Source organism: Modestobacter sp. L9-4 (genome assembly GCF_019112525.1).
GTDB lineage: Bacteria > Actinomycetota > Actinomycetes > Mycobacteriales > Geodermatophilaceae > Modestobacter.
On the sequence record NZ_CP077800.1, the window covers coordinates 1,638,668 to 1,657,017 of the forward strand.

Here is an 18,350-nt window from a genome sequence, read left to right on the forward strand (position 1 = left end):
CCACCGTGCCTGACGCCGGCACGATCGGGCTGATCGCGCTCGGCCTGGTGGTCGGGGCGGTCTCGGCGGTGACGCCGTTCCTGCCCGTCGAGGCCTACGTCATCGGGCTGGCGGTGCAGAACACCCAGACCGTCGCCGTCGCCGGCGCGGTCGCCGCGGCCCTCGGTCAGACCGTGGGCAAGGTGCTGCTGTTCACCACCGCCCGCGGCGCCTCCAGCTCGAAGTGGCTCACCCGGTTGCGCGACCGCGGCGCCAAGGAGGCCGCGGAGATCCAGGCCGCCGAGGAGGCCGGTGAGCAGCCACCGGGTGGGCCGGTCAAGCGGGCGCTGCGGCCGGTCGGGCGCTGGCTGAAGCGGGTCAACGCCGTGGGCATCCGGCTGCTCTCGGGGCGCTGGGGCCCGGCCGTGGTGTTCCTGTCCGGTTCGGTGGGCATCCCGCCGCTGCTGGCGATCGCGTTCTACGCCGGCACCTCGCGGATGAGCCTGAAGGCGTTCATCGTCACCTGCCTGCTCGGCCGCACCGTCCGGTTCGTGGTCCTCGCGCTGGTGCCCGACCTGTTCTGACCCGGCCCGTCCCGGGGAGGACGTCCACACTTCCGGCCGGGTCGTCCACACCCGGGCCGTAGCCTTCCCCGACGTGGCGATCCCGAGTGCACGGCAGCTGGTCCTGGTGCCCGCGCCACCTCCCGAGGACGCCGGAGCCGCGCTGACCACGGTGTGGCCGGCGCTGCGCCGCGCCCTGGACGGCGGCGCCCCCCTCGCCGTGCTGCCCGCCGGCGCCGGTCCGGCCACCGCGGCCCGGGCGGTGCTGCGCCCCGACGAGCCCCTGGAGCCCGGCACCGACCTGGTGGTGGTCACCTCCGGCTCGACCGGCGGCGGGAAAGGCGTGCTGCTGTCCGCCGCCGCGCTGCGCTCCTCGGCCACGGCCACCCTCGACCGGCTCGGTGGTGCCGGCAGCTGGCTGCTGGCACTGCCCACCTCGGCCGTCGGTGGGCTGCAGGTGCTGGTCCGCAGCGCGCTGGCCGGCCGCGAGCCCGCCGTCCTGGCCCGCGGTGAGCGGCTCGCCGACGCCGTCGGCCGGCTGCCGGCCGGCGACCGCCGCTACACCTCGCTGGTGCCCACCCAGCTGCGCCGGTACCTGGCCGAGGAGCCCGACGTCCTGGCCTCCTTCGCCGCGGTGCTGGTGGGCGGGGCGGCCACCGACGAGGCCCTGCTCGACCGGGCGCGCGCCGCCGGGGTGCAGGTGCGCACCACCTACGGGATGAGCGAGACCGCCGGCGGCTGCGTCTACGACGGCCGGCCCCTCGACGGGGTCTCGGTGCGGGTCACCGACGGGGTCGAGCTCGCCGGGCCGGTGCTGGCGTCGGGCTACCGGCTCGACCCCGCGGCCACCGAGGCGGCGTTCCGCGACGGCTGGTTCGCCACCCGCGACGCCGGCTCGCTCACCGCTGACGGCGTCCTGACCGTGCACGGCCGGCTGGACGACGTGCTGATCAGCGGTGGGGTGAACGTCTCACCCCAGTCCGTCGAGGCGGTCCTGCGCGAACACCCGTCGGTGGCCGACGCCGTCGTCGTCGGGCTCCCCGACCCCGAGTGGGGGCAGCGCGTCGTCGCCGCCGTCGTCCCCTCCCCGGGCGCCGTCCCCGACCTCGCCGAGCTGCGGCCCTGGGTCGCCGACCGGCTGGGGCGGGCCGCCGCCCCCCGCGCGCTGACCCTGCTCGACACCGTCCCGACCCTGCACACCGGCAAGCCCGACCGCCGGTCGATCACCGAGCTCGTCGAAGGAGACTCCTAGTGGCCACCCCCGCCCAGTGGTTGGAGGGCGCGCGCCCCCGCACCCTGCCCGCCGCGCTCGCCCCCGTCCTCGTCGGCACCGGTGCCGCCGCTGCCCTCGACGGCTTCCGGCTCGGGCCCGCGCTCCTGGCCCTGGTCGTCGCGCTGTCGCTGCAGGTGGGCGTCAACTACGCCAACGACTACTCCGACGGCAAGCGCGGCACCGACGACGTCCGGGTGGGCCCGATGCGGCTGGTCGGGTCGAAGGCGGCGACGCCGCAGCAGGTGCTGATCGCCGCGATGCTCGCCTTCGGGGTCGCCGCGCTGGCCGGGCTCGCGCTGGCCGCGGTGTCCAGCTGGTGGATGGTGGCGGTCGGCGCGGTGTCGATCCTGGCCGCCTGGACCTACACCGGCGGGCCGATCCCCTACGGCTACCGGGCGCTGGGCGAGGTCTTCGTCTTCGTCTTCTTCGGCCTGGTCGCCGTGGTCGGGACCACCTTCGGGCAGACCCGGTCACTGGACGGGCTGGCGTTCGCCGCCGCCGTCCCGATCGGCCTGCTGTCGGTGGCGCTGCTCGTGGTCAACAACCTGCGCGACGTGCACGGTGACGCCGCCGTCGGCAAGCGGACCCTCGCGGTGCTGCTCGGCGAGGCGCGCACCCGGATCGCCTACACCGGCCTGCTCGTCGTCGCCTTCGCCTGCATCGTGGCGATCGGCGTCGAGCGGCCCTGGGCGCTGCTGGCCCTGCTGGCCGTGCCCCTGGCCGTCCCGCCGGTGCGCACCGTGCTGAGCGGCGGCCGCGGGCCGGTGCTCATCGGCGCGCTCAAGGGCACCGGCCAGCTCACCCTGGCCACCGGCGTCCTGCTCGGCCTCGGCCTCGCCCTGAGCTAGACCCCGCTGCAGGGACCCGCCGCGCGCGGAGCGCGTGGTGGGGGGCAGCGGGGTCCTTCGTCAGTCCAGCGGGTCGGTGCCGCGCAGCTCGGTGCGCAGCCGCTCCTTCTGCTCGGCCCGGGCCACCAGCGCGGTGGTGAGCTTCGTGCGCACCGGGCCCAGCACCAGGTAGGCGACCGGCATGGCCAGCAGGACGCCGAACAGGAAGCCGGGGGTGCCCGGCAGCCCGAGCGCCCACAGCAGCGCGACCAGGGCGGCGGCGATGGCCAGCCGGCCGAGCGTGTAGACCGCCAGCCACTTCCCCACCTCGGGCTTGGCGCCCGGTGCCGCCGTCGACCCGGGGGTCTCGACGGGTCCGGCGTCGATCGGTTCAGCCATGACGGCCCTCCCACTCGGTCGCGGGGGTGGTGACCACCCACGCGACGCTCTTGTCATCGACCATGGCGACCCTCCCACTTGGTGGAGAGGACGACCGTGGTCCGGGTGCGGGCGACGCCCCTGATCCTGTTCAACGCGCTGATGGTGTCCTCGAGTGCCCGGATGTCGGGGACGCGGACCTTGAGCACGTAGCCCTCGCTGCCGGCGACCCGCCAGCAGTCCTCCACCGACGGCAGCTCGGCGAGCGCTTGCTCCAGGCCGGTGTCGTCGACCTGGTCGCTCTCGATCACCCCGACCAGGGCGGTGACGCCCAGCCCCACGGTCGCCGGGTCGACGACCGCCTGGTAGCCGGTGATCACGCCGGCCGCCTCGAGCTTGCCGACTCGCTCGTGCACCGAGGGCGCCGACAGCCCGACCTGGCGGGCGAGCTCGGCGTAGCTGGCCCGTCCGTTGGCCCGCAGCAGCCCCACGAGCTGCTCGTCCACCGCGTCGATGTCGGCCCTCCGGCTCCTCGGGGCGCCCGCCGGGGCGCAGCTGTACGGGTCGCGCCCGGACAGCCCGTGCGATCCCGCCCCCGAGTATCGCCGCGGTCGTACATTGGGGGTGACGAGGGGGGTGGCCAGGTGGTCTTCCTGGTGTTGATGGTGATCGCGGTCGTCGCGGTCGTGCTGGTCATGCGCGCCGGTCAGGCCCCGGGTGGGGGCTCCGGCGGTCCGGGACGGGGCGGACGGGCCCCACGCGGCCCCCGGCCGCAGCGGCCGGTCCGGCCGATCGCGCCCGACGACGACCCGGACTTCCTGCGCGAGCTCGAGCGCCGCGCGAAGCGGGACGACGGCAGCCTGAGCTGACCGGACGCCCCTGACACACGACGAGCCGTCAGCCCCTCGGGGCTGACGGCTCGTGCTGTCCTCGGCCCCGTCCAGGGAGCGCGGAGGACGGGGTCGGTCAGGCTGCGGTGCTGTCCTGCCGCGCGGCGCCGAACAACCGGCGCCAGCCGCGGCGGCGGACGGGACGGTCCGCCGGGACCGCGTCGGCGTCGCGGGCCGGCCAGCCCAGCCCGCCACCGTCGGCCGGGTCACCGGGCCAGCCCAGGCCGCCCGTGCCGTCGGCGTCCACCGGGACGAGGCCCGGGGCGTGCCGTGGCTCGGCCGGCTCCGCCGGGGAGGGCCGCTGCGCGAGCGCAGCCGCCACGATCGGGTCGACGCCGGCTCCGTCGTCAGCTGAGTGCTTACCCACCGTGGACAACACCGCCTTCAGTCATGTCGCCAGGATGACACGGACCGCACGGCACGCGGCAGGCCTGCGCGTACCGTGCGGTCTCGTTTCACCCGTCCGTGACGGTCGGTGAGGTGACCGTCTCACCCGGCAGGGGTCAGCTGACCCCGGCGTAGCTGTGCAGGCCGGTGGACACGAAGTTCACGTACAGCAGGTTGAAGACCATGACCGCCAGGCCCACGACGTTGATCCACGCCGAGGGACGGCCGCGCCAGCCGGAGGTGGTGCGGGCGTGCAGGTAGGAGGCGTAGACGACCCAGGCGATGAACGCCCAGGTCTCCTTCGGGTCCCAGCCCCAGAAGCGGCCCCAGGCGCTCTCGGCCCAGATCGCGCCGGCGATGACGGCGAAGGTCCAGATCGGGAAGCCGAAGACGGCGGTGCGGTGCGCGGTGCGGTCGAGCACGGCGGCCGAGGGCAGCCGGTCCAGCAGCGAGGGGGCGAGCACCTCACCGGCGGCGGCGCGCTCCTCGCGGCGGCTGCGCACGAGGTACAGCACGCTCACGATGCCGCTGACGAAGAAGATGCCGAAACCGAGCGTGGCGGTCGTGACGTGCACGGCCAGCCACCAGGAGCGCAGGGCGGCCACCAGCGGGCCGGCCTCGACGTAGAGCACCATGCGGATCAGGGCCAGGGACACCACGACCGGGCCCATGACGAAGACGCCGATGTGCCGCAGCTCCGGGGCGCGCAGCGCCAGCGCGGTGTAGGCCAGCACGGCGACGAGCACGACCACGGTCGTGAACTCGTACATGTTGCCCCAGGGCAGCCGGTGGGCCGCCATCCCGCGGGTCACCAGGACTGCGGCGTGCGCGAGCAGACCCACGACGGTCAGCGCCATCGCCACGGAACCGAGCCGGCGGGCCCGGGCGGGCTCCGCGGCCGGGTCGGCGAGGGCGGTCGCCCCCTCGACGGGGGCACCGGCGCCGACCAGCTGGCGGGCGCGGGCCGGGCGGCCGAAGGCCAGCTCGGCGCAGAACGCGACCACGGCGAGGGAGTACACGACCACCGTGATCGTGAAGAACGTGTCGGACAACCTGGCGAGCGACTCGTCGATCACGACGGCGGAGCCTCCTCGGAGAGTGGGGGTGCGGCGGCCGGTGGAGCGGCCGCGCGGGTGGCCAGCGCGGTACCGACGTCGCCGGTGAGCGCGGTGAAACGGGGTCCGGTGTCGGCACTCCCCCGGGTCAGCGAGCCGATGGCGAGAACGGTACCCCCGCCGTCGGGGCCCGGGACGACGCGGGCGAAGACCCGCTCGCGGCGCACCAGGAGCATGCCGAGCAGCCCGACGAGCACCGCGACGGCGGCGCCGAGCACCCACACCTGGCCCGGGTCGTGGGAGACCTGCACGGCGGCGAACTCACGGAACCCGCTGAAGGTGACCGTGGTGCCGTCGGGCAGCGTCATCGACTCCCCCACCGCCAGGTTCGCCCGGCCGACCTGGGTCAGCGCGCCCCGGTCGATGAGGTCCTGGTCGAGGGAGTAGACCGACTGCGGCAGCCCGGAGTCCAGGCCCAGGTAGCCGGTGTAGACGTTGATGCCGACCTGCGGGTCCAGCGGCCGCGGGTCGACGGAGGTGAGCAGCCCGGCCTGCAGGACACCGGTCGGGGCGAAGAAGCCCTCGATGGCCAGCGACCCGGTCGACCCCGGTCCGAGGTCGGGCACCTTCAGCACGCCCTGGCTGAGCATCGTGCCCGGGTCCGACGGCAGGAAGGGCGCCGAGAGGTCGGTGAACGCCGTCCCGTCCGGGAGGGTGATGCTGAACGAGGGCGTGTAGCCGTGCCCGGTGACGTAGACCCGGTCGCCGTGCGTGCGCAGCGGGTGGTTGACCCCGATGGTGGTGGGCACGGTCGGCCCGCCATCGACCTGGTAGCTGATGTCGGCGGTGTAGGAGGACGCGGTCAGGTTCTGCTCGTACTTGGCCTCGAAGTCGTCGAGGTCGACGCACAGGCCGGTGAGGTCCTCCCCGGCGACCAGCGGGCCGGCGGAGTAGGTGTCGTACTGCTGGAAGGAGTTGCAGAAGCCCTGGCCCTCGCTGACCAGGATGCTGCCCTCGTAGCCCCACATCTTGCCGCCGGCCAGGCCGAGCAGCAGGGCCAGCAGCGACAGGTGGAACAGCACGTTGCCGGTCTCGCGCAGGTAGCCCTTCTCCCCGGAGACCTCGGGGCCGTTCTTCCCGTCCCGGCGCACCACCCGGAAGCGGCGGACCCGCAGCTCCTCCTCGACGACGTCGAGGAGGACCGGGCCGGCCAGCGGGGTGGTGAGCTCGGTGTGCTCCGGCAGCCGCTGCAGGTGGCGCGGGGCCGGCGGCGGCGGGGTGAACAGCGTGCGGCCGTGCTCGATCGCCCGCGGCACCACGCAGCCGATGAGGGAGATGAACAGCAGCAGGTAGATCGCGGCGAACCACGGCGAACTGAAGACGTCGAAGAGGAACAGCCGGTCCAGCCAGGGCGCCAGCGTCGGGTGGTCGGTGAAGTACTTGCTGACGTTGGTGCGCGACAGCGAGCGCTGCGGCAGCAGCGAGCCGGGGATCGACGCCACCGCCAGCAGGAACAGCAGCATCAGCGCCGTGCGCATGGCGGTCAGCTGCCGCCACCAGCGCAGCAGCCGGTTGGCCACCCGGCGGGCCGGCGACGGCGGGGACGGCGGGGTGGCCGGTGCGGCCGGGCGGGGTGGTGCGGTGGTGGTCACCGGGCTCCCTCGCGAGCGCAGGTCGGGTGGGCGGGGCGGGGCCGGGGTGCGGTCACAGGGGCGCCGACTCCGCGAGGCCGGTGGTGGCCAGCCAGCTGCGCAGCCACCCCATCAGCTCCGTCCAGGCGCCGGTGACCAGCATCAGGCCGACCGCGATGAGCACGAAGCCGCCGACACGGGTGACCGTGCCGGCGTTGCGGCGCAGGAACGACATCGCGCCCACCGCCCAGCGGGCGCCCAGCGCGACCAGCACGAACGGCACACCGAGCCCCAGGCAGTACGCCAGGCCGAGGAACGCGCCGCGGCCCGGGGTCGCCTCGCTGAAGGCCAGGTTCTGCACGGCGGCGAGCGTGGGGCCCAGGCAGGGGGTCCAGCCCAGGCCGAAGACGATGCCCAGCAGCGGTGCGCCGGCCAGGCCGACGGCGGGGCGCGCCTGCAGCCGGGCGGTGCGCTGCAAGAACGGCAGCCAGCCCAGGAAGCCCAGGCCGACCACGATGGTGACCACGCCCATGGCGCGGGTGATCACGTCGTTGTACTCGAGCAGCAGCCGGCCCAGCCCGCCGACGGCGCTGCTGATCGACACGAAGACGACCGTGAAGCCCAGCACGAACAGCGCCGCGCCCAGCACCATCCGGCCGCGCGTCGAGCGCTCGTCCGTCGTCCGGACGGCGGTGGCGACCGACCCGCCGGCCGCGGCGGGTGCCGGAGCGGTGGCGGTGGCGCGGGAGCCGCTGCCGACCAGGCCGGTGACGTAGGAGAGGTAGCCGGGCACCAGCGGCAGGACGCACGGCGAGGCGAAGCTGATCAGCCCGGCGAGCGCGGCGACCGCGGCGGCCACCAGCAGCGGACCGTCGCTGATCAGGTCCGTGATCCCCTCGACCATCTCAGGCCTCCGCCGTCAGCTGTGCCAGCACGGTGCGCAGGTCGTCCTGGCGCACCTCACCGGTGTACACCGCCGCGACGCGTCCCTGCCGGTCGAGCACGATCGTCGAGGGGATCGCGGCCGCCGGGTAGTTGCGGAAGGCCAGCGCCACCCGGCCCTTGGGGTCGTACAGCGAGGGGAACGTGATGCCCTTGTCGGCCACGAACGCGTCGGCGAACTGCTGGTCGTAGTCCTTCACGTTCAGGCCGAGGAACTGCACCCCGTCGTCGCGGACCTCGTCGTAGACCTGCTGGAACTGCGGCGTCTCGACCCGGCAGGGAGCGCACCACGACCCCCAGAAGTTGAGCACCGCGACGTCGCCGGCGAGCTGGGTGGAGCTGAACGGCTCGCCGCTCAGCAGGGTGCCGGAGAAGGCCGGGGCGCTGGCCCGCTCGGTGTCCGGGATCACCTCGGCGGCCGGGGTGCCGGCGACGAAGCGGAACTGCCCGCCGTTGTTGACGTCGACGGCGTCCGAGCCGGTGCTGCACCCGCCGAGCAGGACGACAGCGGCCACGGCGGCGAGCCCGGCCAGGCGACTACGCACCGGGCACCGCGTGCGGGTCGGTGGCCCCGGCGGGCTCGGCGTAGGTGATCCCGACCATCCGGTCGCCGTCGTAGGTGACCGAGGTGACGCTGGCCAGCCCGCACTGCCGCTTGCGCGGGTCGTGCAGGTAGGGGCGGCCCTCCAGGTGCAGGCGCACGGTCCAGACCGGCAGCTGGTGGCTGACGCAGACGGCCTCGTGGCCGCGGGCGGCGTCGCGGGCGGTGGCGATCGCGCCGATCATCCGGGCGGCGATCTCGCGGTACGGCTCGCCCCAGGAGGGCTTCCACGGGTTCCGCAGCCGCCACCAGTTCTCCGGGTGCTTCATCGACCCGTCGCCGACGCCGAAGGTCTTGCCCTCGAAGCTGTTGCCGGCCTCGATCAGCCGCTCGTCGGTGGCGATCGACAGCCCCAGCGCGTCGGCGATCGGCTGCGCGGTCTGCTGCGCGCGCTCCAGCGGGCTGGCCACCAGGTACGTCACGTCGCGGGTGGAGAACCACTCGGCCACGGTGCGCGCCATGCCCTCGCCGGCCTCGGACAGCCGGTAGCCGGGCAGCCGGCCGTAGAGCACGCCGGCGGGGTTGTGCACCTCGCCGTGCCGCATCAGGTGCACGACCGTCGTCTCGCTCACGGCTGCAGCTCCTCGGCGTCGGTGGCCTCGGCGGAGACGGGCTCTCCCCCGGCGGCGGCCGCGGCTGCCTGGGCGGCGGCGGGCAGCGCGGCCAGCACGTGCTCGACGGCCTCGTCGTCCAGGGCGGCGCTGACGAACCACGACTCGAACGCCGACGGCGGCAGGTAGACGCCGCGCGCGAGCATGGCGTGGAAGAAGGCGGCGTGCGCGGCGACGTCCTGGGTGCGGGCGTCGTCGTAGTCGCGGACCTGGCGCTCGTCGGGGACGAAGAACACCGAGAACATCGAGCCGGCCTGCTGGACCCGGTGCGGGACGCCGGCGGAGAACAGCGCGGCGCTGGCGGCACCGCGCAGCACGGCCGACACGGAGTCGCAGCGCTCGTAGACCTCGTCGGTGCACAGCCGCAGCGTGGTGAGCCCGGCGGCGACCGCGACCGGGTTCCCCGACAGCGTGCCGGCCTGGTAGACCGGGCCGGAGGGCGCCAGGTGGTCCATCACGTCGGCGCGGCCACCGAACGCCGCGGCCGGCATGCCGCCGCCCATGACCTTGCCGAAGGTGAACAGGTCGGCGTCCACCGGGTCGACGCCGTACCAGCCGGCGCCGGTGACCCGGAAGCCGGTCATGACCTCGTCGACCACCAGCAGCGCGCCGTGCGCGGCGGTGATCCGGCGCAGCGCGGCGTTGAAGCCGTCCAGCGGCGGGACGACGCCCATGTTGCCGGCCGCGGCCTCGGTGATGACGCAGGCGATCTCGGAGCCGCGCTCGGCGAAGACCGCCTCGACCGCGGCGACGTCGTTGTAGGGCAGGACGACGGTGTCGGCCGCGGCCCCCGTGGTGACGCCGGGGGTGTCGGGCAGGCCGAGGGTGGCGACGCCGGACCCGGCCGCGGCGAGCAGGGAGTCGACGTGGCCGTGGTAGCAGCCGGCGAACTTCACGATGACCGGGCGGCCGGTGAACCCGCGGGCCAGCCGGATCGCCGACAGCACCGCCTCGGTGCCGGAGTTCACCAGCCGCACCCGCTCGACCGGGGCGACCCGGCGGACGATCTCCTCGGCCAGGTCGACCTCCCCGGCGGTGGGCGTGCCGAAGGTGAACCCGCGCCGGGCGGCGTCGGTGACCGCGGCGACGACCTCGGGGTGCGCGTGCCCCAGGATCATCGGGCCCCACGAGGAGACCAGGTCGACGTAGCGGCGGCCGTCGACGTCGGTGATCCACGGGCCCGAGCCCGAGGCCATGAAGCGGGGGGTGCCACCGACCGCCCGGAAGGCCCGGACCGGGGAGTTGACGCCGCCGGGGGTGAACCGCCCGGCTCGCTCGAACAGCTGCGCCGACGCGGGCGCCTCGTACGGGTACGGATCGGTCACGGTCCCACTCTCCCAGGGTCTGCTGTGCAGCCGGTCGCACGCCCCGGGTCCCCCGTCACGGGGGACCCGGAGCGCTCCTCGTTCAGCGCAGCCAGCGGGCGGCCTCGACCGCCCAGTAGGTGAGCACCGAGCCGGCGCCGGCCCGCCGGATGGCCGTCAGGGTCTCCAGGACGGCGCGCTCGCGGTCGATCCAGCCGTGGGCCGCGGCCGCCTCGACCATCGCGTACTCACCACTCACCTGGTAGGCCGCGACCGGCACGTCGACGGCCTCGGCGACCTTGGCCACGATGTCCAGGTAGGGCCCGGCCGGCTTGACCATCACCGCGTCGGCGCCCTCGGCGAGGTCCTGGCGGACCTCCCGCAGCGCCTCGTCGGCGTTCGGCGGGTCCATCTGGTACGTCGAGCGGTCGCCGAACTGCGGCGCCCCCTCGGCGGCCTCGCGGAACGGGCCGTAGAAGCCCGAGGCGTACTTCGCCGCGTACGCGAGGATCGGCGTCTCGGTGAACGCGCGGGAGTCCAGCCCGGCCCGGATCGCCGCGACCTGGCCGTCCATCATCCCGCTCGGGGCGATCACGTGCGCCCCCGCCTGGGCCTGGGCGATCGCGACCGCGGCGTAGCGGTCCAGGGTCGGGTCGTTGTCCACGACCCCGGCCGGGGTGACCACGCCGCAGTGCCCGTGGTCGGTGTACTCGCACAGGCACAGGTCGGCCATCAGCACGAGCTCGTCGCCGAGGTCGGCCCGCAGCTGCTGCAGCGCCGCGTTGACCACGCCGTCGGCGGCGTCGGCCTGCGAGCCGACGGCGTCCTTGTCCGACGGGATGCCGAAGAGCATGAGCCCGCTGATCCCGGCCTCGGCCGCCTCGTGGGCGGCCTTCCGCAGGGAGTCCTGGGTGTGCTGGACGACGCCGGGCATCGAGCTGATCGGCTGGGGGGCGGAGATGCCCTCCTTGACGAACACCGGCAGCACGAGGTCGGCCGGGGACAGCCGGGTCTGCGCCGTCCACCGGCGCATGGCCGGGGTCGAGCGCAGCCGGCGTCCCCGCGCGAAACCGGGGTTCGCGCCTCCCTGGGGCGAGCTCACTTCGAGGCCTCGCCCTCCGCCTCGGCCCGGCGGGCCAGGGCGAAGGCGGCGAGCGCGTCGACGAGCGGGCCGACGGCGGCCTCCTCCGGCTGCACGTCCACGCGCAGGCCGAACTCGACGGCGCTGGCCGAGGTGGCCGGGCCGATCACCGAGACGACGGTGCGGGCGTGCGGCTTGCCGGCGATGCCGACGAGGTTCCGCACGGTGGAGGAGGAGGTGAAGCACACCGCGTCGAAGCCACCGCCCTTGATGGCCTCGCGCACCGCGGCCGGCGGCGGGGCCGCCCGGACGGTGCGGTAGGCGGTGACGTCGTCGATCTCCCAGCCGCGGTCCTTCAGGCCCGCGGCGAGGGTCTCGGTGGCGATGTCGGCGCGGGGCAGCAGCACCCGGTCGATCGGGTCGAACACGTCGTCGTAGGGCGGGAAGTCGGCCAGCAGGCCCTCGCTGGACTGCTCACCGCTGGGCACCAGCTCCGGCACGATGCCGAACTCGCGCACCGCGTCGGCGGTCTGCTGGCCCACGCAGGCCACCTTGACCCCGGCGAACGCGCGGGCGTCCAGGCCCAGCTCGGTGAACTTCTCCCGCACCGCGCGCACGGCGTTGGTCGAGGTGAACACGATCCAGCCGTAGCGGCCGGTGACCAGGCCCTTGACGGCCCGGTCCATCTGGGCCGGGCTGCGCGGGGGCTCGACGGCGATGGTCGGCACCTCGACGGGCACGGCGCCGTAGGCGCGCAGCCGCTCGCTCATGTCGCCGGCCTGCTCCTTGGTGCGCGGCACCAGGACCCGCCAGCCGAACAGCGGGCGGCTCTCCCACCAGGACAGCTTGGCGCGCTTGTCGACCGCGGCACCGACGGTGACGACGACGGCACCGCTGAGGCTGTCGAGCCCGGCGGACTTCTCGGCCACCGCGGCCAGCTTGGTGGCCACGCTCTTCTGCGCGGTGCCGGTGCCCTCGGTGGTGACGACCACCGGGGTGCTGCCGGACAGCCCGCCCTCGACGAGGCCGGCGGCCACGGTGGGCAGCTGCTCGGCGGAGGCCTGCAGCACCAGCGGGCTGCCGGTGCCGTTGGCGGCGGCGGCCAGCGCGGCCAGCCGGTCCGGGCCCTCGACCGCGGTGTCCAGGGCACGCAGGTCGGCGTGCACCGAGCCCGCGCCCAGCGGCACGCCGGCGTACGCGGGGACGGCGGTGCCCACGGCCACACCGGGGACGACGTCGAAGGCGACGCTGGTGCGGGTGACCGCCAGCGCCTCCTTGACGACGGCGTCGCTGGTGAACGGGTCGCCGGAGACCAGCCGCACGACGACGTTGCCGTTCTTGGCCCCGGCGACCGCGCTCTTGGCGACCTCGGCCGGCTCGCCGGAGACGATCGTCAGCTCGAGGTCGGGGTGCGCCTCCAGCAGCGCCTCGCGCACGGCGGCGGAGACGTCGGGGTCGGCCAGCACCGTGTCGGCGCCGGCGATCGCCGCGCTCGCGCGGGTGGTGAGCAGCTCGGGGTCACCGGGACCGGCGCCGACGAAGACCACCATGCCCTTGCCGGTGCCGTTCTTGCGTGAGCGCGTCATCGCGTGCTCCTGTTCTTCTGCCCCGGAGTGGGGCGCTGCGGGTGGTACGGGACGGATGGGGTGCGGACGCCGGTCACCGGCTCATCGCCATGAGCCCGGCGGCGCCGCGGTCGAGCAGCTCGGCGGCCAGTGCGCGGCCCAGGTCGGCCGCCTCGGGCGCGGGCCCGGAGATCGAGCCCCGGACGCCGTCGCTGCCGTCGATGGCGGTGACCGAGGCGCGCAGGTAGAGCTCGGCGCTGCCGTCCTCGGCCTCGGCCAGCTCGGCGTAGGCGGCGACGGGGGCGCTGCAGCCGGCCTCGAGCGCGGTGAGCACGGCGCGCTCGGCGGCGACGCAGGCCCGGACGGCGGGGTCGTCGAGGGCGGCGACCAGCTCTATGACGCGGGTGTCGTCGGTGCGGCACTCGACGGCCAGCGCGCCCTGCGCGGGGGCGGGCAGCACCTGAATCGGGTCGAGGGTCTCGGTGACCGCCGACAGCCGGTCGAGCCGGGCCAGGCCGGCGCGGGCCAGGACGACGGCGTCGAGGTCGGCGTCGGGGCCCAGGGCCCGGGCCATCCGGGTGTCCACGTTGCCGCGGATCGGCACGATCTCCAGCCCGAGCCCCAGTGCGCGCAGCTGGGCCATCCGGCGCGGCGCCCCGGTGCCGATGCGGGAGCCGGGCGGCAGCTCCCCGAGGGTGAGGCCGTCGCGGGCCACGAGGGCGTCACGGGGGTCCTGCCGGGCCGGGACGGCGGCCACGGTGAGGCCGGTCGTCGGCGCGGTCGGCAGGTCCTTGAAGCTGTGCACGGCGAGGTCGACCGTGCCCGCGTGCAGCGCCTCGCGCAGCGCGGTGACGAACACCCCCGTGCCGCCGAGCTGACTGATCGCCTCGGTGGAGCGGTCGCCGTAGGTGCTCACGTGCACCAGCTCGACCGGCACGCCGCTGGCGGCGGTGAGCGCGTCGGCGACGTGCTGGGACTGGGTGAGCGCCAGGGCGCTGGCCCGGGTGCCCAGCCGCAGGGCGGCGGTCACGCGGCACCGCCGGGCAGGCCGTCGCCGGTGACGTCGATGCGCGGGTCCAGCGCCGACAGCGGCGTGCCGGCGGGCACCTGCGGGTCGACGGTCACCGCGTCGGACAGCGTGGTGCGGTCGCTGTCGGTGGTGCCCGACAGGCCGAGGCCGAACAGCGCCCGCAGCGCGTCGGCGTAGTCGGTGCCGCCGGGGGCGCTGGCCAGCTCCTTGACCCGCACGGTCGGCTCGTGCAGCAGCTTGTCGACCACCCGGCGCACCGTGCGGGCGACCTCGCTGCGGGCCTTCGCGTCGAGGTCGGGCAGCCGGGTGGACAGCCGCAGCAGCTCGGCGTCGACCACCTCGGCGGCCTGGCTGCGCAGCGCGGAGACCGTGGGGGCCACCGCCGCAGCCTGGCGCTCGGCGCGCAGCAGCGAGGTCTCCAGCTCGACCAGCGCGTGCGCGGCGGCGATGTCGTCGGCGGCGACGGAGCCGGCGACCGGCCGCCCGGGGTGCGCGGCGCGCTCGCCCTGCAGCATGGCCAGGTCGATCAGGTGGACCCCGGGCAGCGCGGCGACCGCGGGCTCGACGTCCCGGGGCAGGGCCAGGTCGACGACCGCCAGCGGGCGGCCGGCGCGGTCCCCGACCACGTCGGTGCCGATGACCGTGCCGATGGCGCCGGTGCAGGTGACCAGCACGTCGGCGACCGCGATCTCCTCGGCCAGCCGGTCGAGGTCGGCCTGCCGCCCGCCGATCGACTCGGCGAGCCGGGCGGCGCTGGCCGGCGTGCGGCTGCTGACGGTGACCGCCGCACCGCGGCGGGCCAGGGTGGTCGCGGCCAGCGCGCCCATCGAACCGGCGCCGACGACGAGCACCGGGCGGCCGGCCAGCTCACCGAGCACGTCGGTGACCCGGTCGAGGGCGACGGAGACCAGCGAGGCGCCGGCCTTGTCGATGCCGGTCTCGGCGTGCACGCGCTTGCCGACCCGCAGCGCCCGCTGGGTGATCGGGTGCAGCTCGCGGCCGACCGTGCCCTCCTCCTGCGCCAGGGCGTAGGCGGCGCGGAGCTGGCCGAGCACCTGGGTCTCCCCCACCACCATGGAGTCCAGGCCCGCGGCGACGGTGCACAGGTGCCCGATCGCCTGGTCCTCGTAGTAGACGGTGACGTAGGGCGAGAGCTCCTCCACCGTGGCGCCGGCGTGCCGGGCGAGCACCCGGCTGACGTCGGTGATGCCGCCGTGGAAGCGGTCGACCTCGGCGAAGACCTCGATCCGGTTGCAGGTGGCCAGCACCAGCGCCTCGGACACGTGCTCGCTCTCGACGAGCTCGTGCAGCGTCTTGACCTTGTCGTCACCGGTCATCGACACCTGCTCGAGCAGGGAGACCGGTGCGGTCTGGTGGCTGATGCCGACGGCGAGCAGGCTCATCGGGCACCTGCCCGGGCCAGCTCGGGGGCGGCCGGCTGCGGGGAGCCGTCGCGCTGCTGGTCCAGGAAGGCCAGCACCTGCAGCTCCACGGAGAGGTCGACCTTGCGGACGTCGACGCCCGCGGGCACCGCCAACGCCACCGGCGCGAAGTTCAAGATGCTCCTCACCCCTGCCGCGACGAGCCGGTCGCAGACCGACTGGGCCACCTCGGCGGGTGTCGTGACGACCCCGATGGACGCGCGGGTCCGGGCCACGACGGCCTCGAGCTCGCTCACCGGGAGGACGGTCAGCCCACCCACCTGCGAGCCGACCGTCGCGGGGTCGGTGTCCAGCAGGGCGACGAACTCGAAGCCCCGGCTCGGGAAGCCGGTGTAGTCGGCCAGCGCGGAGCCCAGCCGACCGGCGCCCACGAGCACGCAGGGGCGGGACCGGGCACCGCCCAGGGTCTCGTTGAGCCGGTCGCGGAGGCCGGGGACGGAGTAGCCCACGCCCCGGACGCCGCAGGGGCCCAGGTGCGAGAGGTCCTTGCGCAGACCGGCGGGGTTCACCCCGGCGGCGGTGGCCAGCTCCCCGGAGGAGACGTGACTGCGACCGTCGTCGGCGAGACCGGCCAGCACCCGCAGGTACACGGCCAGCCGGGCAACGGTGGCCTCCGGGATGTTCCGGGGCCGCGACTCGGGCACGGGCAGACTCCACAGCGTTCCGAGGGCGACCGGCGGGGAGCCGGGGACGCTCGGGGGGACTTCGGGAACGCGGGCGCGTCGGCGCCCGGCGACAGCAACGGTAGCCGCTTGTGAACGCCTGAACAAAGTCGGCGAGGCCGTATGCGCAGGTCGGGCGCCCCTGCTGTGGTGAGGACCACGCCCGCGACACCCGTCCGGGTGTCGCAGGTCAGCCGGGACCGGGCGGGACGCCGAGGTCGCGGCGCAGCCGCTGGACGTCGACGGTGAAGTGGCTGTGCTCCCGGCCGTCCAGGAGCACGACCGGGACGCGGTCGCCGTACTCGATGCGCAGCTCGACGTCGGCGTCGACGTCGACCAGCTCCACGCCGAGCCCGGCCTCACCGGCGATCCGGGTCAGCGTCTCGGCGGCCACCACGCACAGGTGGCAGTTGGCCCGGGTGAGCAGCTGCAGGCGCGCGCCGGGCTCACTCACCGGGCACCGCCCCCGCCGCGGCGGCCCGCTCCAGGCCAAGCTCGCGCAGTCGGGCGCGGCTGACCTTGCCGGCCAGGGAGTGCGGCAGCTCGGGCACGAAGTGCACCGCGACCGGCACCTTGAACCGGGCCAGCGACCGGGCCGCGTGCTCGCGCAGCTGCTCCTCGGTGAGCGTGGCGCCCTCGGTGCGGACGACGACGGCGTGCACGGCCTCCCCCGTCGCCGGGTCGGGCACCCCGATCACCGCGGCCTCGACGACCTCGGGGTGCTCGCCCAGGACCCGCTCGACCTCGCCGGGGTAGACGTTGAACCCGCGCACCAGCACCAGGTCGCGGCGCCGCTCGACCAGGTGCAGGTCGCCGTCGGCGTCGCGGTGGGCGATGTCGCCGGTGGCCAGCCAGCCCTCGGCGTCCGGGCCGTCGGCCCCGTCGGGCCAGTAGCCGCTGAACAGGTTGGGCCCGCGGGCGCAGATCTCCCCGGCCTCCTCGGCGTCCTGCTCGCCGTCCGGGCCGACGAACGGGTCGCCGAAGACCCCCGCCCGCACCCGGCTGCCCGGGTCGTCGCCGGCGGCCGGGCCCCCGGCGGTGTCGCGCAGGACCAGCTCGATGCCCGGCAGCGGGCCGCCGATGCACTCGGGCTTGGCCCGCCCGGTGGCCAGCGTGCTGGCCAGCACCGGAGCGGCCTCGGTGAGGCCGTAGCCCTCCCACACCGTCACCGCGGCCCGGTCGCGCATCGCCGCGAACAGCGCGCCGGGCATCGGGGCGGCGCCGCAGGAGGCGGTGCGCACGGCGGCGAACCCGCGCCGCAGCACCGTGTCGCTGCCGGCGGCGTCGGCCAGCGCCAGCCAGGCGCCGTACATCGGCGGGGCGCCCAGGACGGCGGAGACCTCCTCCGCGGCCATCAGGGCCAACGTCGCCGCCGGGTCGAACTCCTCGACCAGCACCCCGCAGGTCGCGGTGGCCGCGACCAGCCCGAGGCCGCTGTTGAAGCCGTAGACGTGGAAGAGCGGGAGCACCAGCAGCACCCGGTCCCCGGCCCGCACCGGCGGCGGGTCGAGGGCGAGCAGTTGCTGCTGGTTGGCCAGCAGCGCGGCGTGGGTGAGCATCGCGCCGCGCGGGCGGCCGGTGGTGCCGCTGGTGTAGGCCAGCAGCGCCAGCGCCGACGGGTCCTCGGGGTCGGCCGGCGCGGGACCGTCACCGTCCGGGGGGCCCACGCACACCGGGACGCCGGCGAGCCCGGCCCGGTCGGCGGCCACCACCAGCAGGCCGGCGCCGGAGTCGGTGAGCAGGTGCTCGACCTCCGGGTCGGTGTAGGCGGTGTTCACCGGGACGACGACCAGCCCGGCCCGCATCGCGCCCATCACCGCGACCACCCAGTCGACGCCGTTGGGCAGCTGCACCGCCACCCGGTCACCGGCCTGCAGCCCACGGGCGAGGCAGCCCGCGGCCGCCCGGTCGACCAGCCCGTCGAGCTCGGCCCAGGTCAGCCGCCGCTCGCCGTGCACGAGCGCGGGCGCGTCGCCCGCGGTGGCCGCCGCCCGGCGGACCAGCGCGGAGAAGGTGCGCACCTCGTCGACCGGCACAGGGGACCTCCGCGGAGCAGCAGCCGTCTTGAGACGGCGGGAACGTGGACGCAGCGGCACGATGTTGTCACCATGGTCGCCGGGCCGCACTGC

At 75.4% G+C, this 18,350-nt stretch carries 20 protein-coding genes; 4 read left to right on the forward strand and 16 right to left on the reverse strand.

Going from position 1 to position 18,350, the window contains the following annotated elements:
* The first annotated feature begins 5 nt into the window (after positions 1 to 5).
* The 3 genes from KUM42_RS07630 to KUM42_RS07640 all read left to right on the forward strand — a co-directional run bounded on the left by KUM42_RS07630 (position 6) and on the right by KUM42_RS07640 (position 2,663).
* Positions 6 to 563 carry a hypothetical protein gene (locus KUM42_RS07630; RefSeq protein ID WP_237496165.1) on the forward strand — a complete coding sequence of 186 codons (558 nt, stop codon included), beginning with the start codon at positions 6 to 8 and terminating at the stop codon, positions 561 to 563.
* Between the two features lie 73 nt (positions 564 to 636).
* Complete coding sequence (gene menE / locus KUM42_RS07635) at positions 637 to 1,794, forward strand: o-succinylbenzoate--CoA ligase (RefSeq protein WP_237496166.1); 1,158 nt, start codon at positions 637 to 639, stop codon at positions 1,792 to 1,794.
* Complete coding sequence (locus tag KUM42_RS07640) at positions 1,794 to 2,663, forward strand: 1,4-dihydroxy-2-naphthoate polyprenyltransferase (protein WP_237496167.1); 870 nt, start codon at positions 1,794 to 1,796, stop codon at positions 2,661 to 2,663. The genes menE and KUM42_RS07640 overlap by 1 nt, the downstream gene beginning before the upstream one ends.
* A gap of 60 nt (positions 2,664 to 2,723) precedes the next feature.
* On the opposite strand, the gene KUM42_RS07645 is transcribed toward KUM42_RS07640, so the two are convergent.
* Both KUM42_RS07645 and KUM42_RS07650 read right to left on the reverse strand, forming a co-directional pair.
* Positions 2,724 to 3,041 carry a DUF4229 domain-containing protein gene (locus KUM42_RS07645; RefSeq protein WP_237496168.1) on the reverse strand — a complete coding sequence of 106 codons (318 nt, stop codon included), beginning with the start codon at positions 3,039 to 3,041 and terminating at the stop codon, positions 2,724 to 2,726.
* 53 nt (positions 3,042 to 3,094) lie between these two features.
* Positions 3,095 to 3,526, reverse strand: a complete 432-nt coding sequence (locus tag KUM42_RS07650) for an Lrp/AsnC family transcriptional regulator (protein WP_237496169.1) — start codon at positions 3,524 to 3,526, stop codon at positions 3,095 to 3,097.
* 138 nt (positions 3,527 to 3,664) lie between these two features.
* Between KUM42_RS07650 and KUM42_RS07655 the strand changes: the two genes are divergently transcribed.
* Positions 3,665 to 3,889, forward strand: a complete 225-nt coding sequence (locus KUM42_RS07655; RefSeq protein ID WP_237496170.1) for a hypothetical protein — start codon at positions 3,665 to 3,667, stop codon at positions 3,887 to 3,889.
* Between the two features lie 97 nt (positions 3,890 to 3,986).
* Here the strand turns inward: KUM42_RS07655 and KUM42_RS07660 are convergent, their stop codons facing one another.
* The 14 genes from KUM42_RS07660 to KUM42_RS07725 form a co-directional block, all read right to left on the reverse strand.
* Positions 3,987 to 4,232 carry a hypothetical protein gene (locus KUM42_RS07660; protein ID WP_237496171.1) on the reverse strand — a complete coding sequence of 82 codons (246 nt, stop codon included), beginning with the start codon at positions 4,230 to 4,232 and terminating at the stop codon, positions 3,987 to 3,989.
* Positions 4,233 to 4,413: 181 nt separating this feature from the next.
* Positions 4,414 to 5,373, reverse strand: coding sequence for a c-type cytochrome biogenesis protein CcsB (gene ccsB, locus KUM42_RS07665; protein ID WP_237496172.1), 960 nt, complete (start codon positions 5,371 to 5,373; stop codon positions 4,414 to 4,416).
* Positions 5,370 to 7,004, reverse strand: a complete 1,635-nt coding sequence (locus KUM42_RS07670; RefSeq protein ID WP_237496173.1) for a cytochrome c biogenesis protein ResB — start codon at positions 7,002 to 7,004, stop codon at positions 5,370 to 5,372. Before KUM42_RS07670 ends, ccsB begins: the two co-directional genes overlap by 4 nt.
* A gap of 52 nt (positions 7,005 to 7,056) precedes the next feature.
* Positions 7,057 to 7,887 carry a cytochrome c biogenesis CcdA family protein gene (locus KUM42_RS07675; protein WP_237496174.1) on the reverse strand — a complete coding sequence of 277 codons (831 nt, stop codon included), beginning with the start codon at positions 7,885 to 7,887 and terminating at the stop codon, positions 7,057 to 7,059.
* Between the two features lies 1 nt (position 7,888).
* The gene (locus KUM42_RS07680; protein ID WP_237496175.1) at positions 7,889 to 8,470 is read right to left on the reverse strand and encodes a TlpA disulfide reductase family protein; all 582 of its coding nucleotides are present in this window, start codon (positions 8,468 to 8,470) and stop codon (positions 7,889 to 7,891) included.
* The gene (locus tag KUM42_RS07685; RefSeq protein WP_237496176.1) at positions 8,463 to 9,098 is read right to left on the reverse strand and encodes a histidine phosphatase family protein; all 636 of its coding nucleotides are present in this window, start codon (positions 9,096 to 9,098) and stop codon (positions 8,463 to 8,465) included. Before KUM42_RS07685 ends, KUM42_RS07680 begins: the two co-directional genes overlap by 8 nt.
* A complete protein-coding gene (gene hemL / locus KUM42_RS07690) occupies positions 9,095 to 10,462 on the reverse strand; it encodes a glutamate-1-semialdehyde 2,1-aminomutase (protein WP_237496177.1) in 1,368 nt (455 codons plus the stop codon). The genes KUM42_RS07685 and hemL overlap by 4 nt, the downstream gene beginning before the upstream one ends.
* Positions 10,463 to 10,544: 82 nt before the next feature.
* Positions 10,545 to 11,543 carry a porphobilinogen synthase gene (gene hemB, locus KUM42_RS07695; protein ID WP_237496178.1) on the reverse strand — a complete coding sequence of 333 codons (999 nt, stop codon included), beginning with the start codon at positions 11,541 to 11,543 and terminating at the stop codon, positions 10,545 to 10,547.
* The gene (locus KUM42_RS07700) at positions 11,540 to 13,108 is read right to left on the reverse strand and encodes a uroporphyrinogen-III synthase (protein ID WP_237496179.1); all 1,569 of its coding nucleotides are present in this window, start codon (positions 13,106 to 13,108) and stop codon (positions 11,540 to 11,542) included. The genes hemB and KUM42_RS07700 overlap by 4 nt, the downstream gene beginning before the upstream one ends.
* Positions 13,109 to 13,181: 73 nt before the next feature.
* Positions 13,182 to 14,117 carry a hydroxymethylbilane synthase gene (gene hemC, locus KUM42_RS07705; RefSeq protein WP_237496180.1) on the reverse strand — a complete coding sequence of 312 codons (936 nt, stop codon included), beginning with the start codon at positions 14,115 to 14,117 and terminating at the stop codon, positions 13,182 to 13,184.
* Positions 14,114 to 15,520 carry a glutamyl-tRNA reductase gene (locus KUM42_RS07710; RefSeq protein ID WP_237496181.1) on the reverse strand — a complete coding sequence of 469 codons (1,407 nt, stop codon included), beginning with the start codon at positions 15,518 to 15,520 and terminating at the stop codon, positions 14,114 to 14,116. The genes hemC and KUM42_RS07710 overlap by 4 nt, the downstream gene beginning before the upstream one ends.
* On the reverse strand, positions 15,517 to 16,203 hold the full coding sequence (locus KUM42_RS07715; RefSeq protein WP_237496182.1) for a redox-sensing transcriptional repressor Rex: 687 nt from the start codon (positions 16,201 to 16,203) through the stop codon (positions 15,517 to 15,519). The genes KUM42_RS07710 and KUM42_RS07715 overlap by 4 nt, the downstream gene beginning before the upstream one ends.
* Before the next feature lie 208 nt (positions 16,204 to 16,411).
* Positions 16,412 to 16,675 carry a glutaredoxin family protein gene (locus KUM42_RS07720; protein WP_237496183.1) on the reverse strand — a complete coding sequence of 88 codons (264 nt, stop codon included), beginning with the start codon at positions 16,673 to 16,675 and terminating at the stop codon, positions 16,412 to 16,414.
* Entirely contained in the window at positions 16,668 to 18,257 is a 1,590-nt protein-coding gene (locus KUM42_RS07725; RefSeq protein ID WP_237496184.1) for an AMP-binding protein, read from the reverse strand. The genes KUM42_RS07720 and KUM42_RS07725 overlap by 8 nt, the downstream gene beginning before the upstream one ends.
* Positions 18,258 to 18,350: the final 93 nt, after the last annotated feature.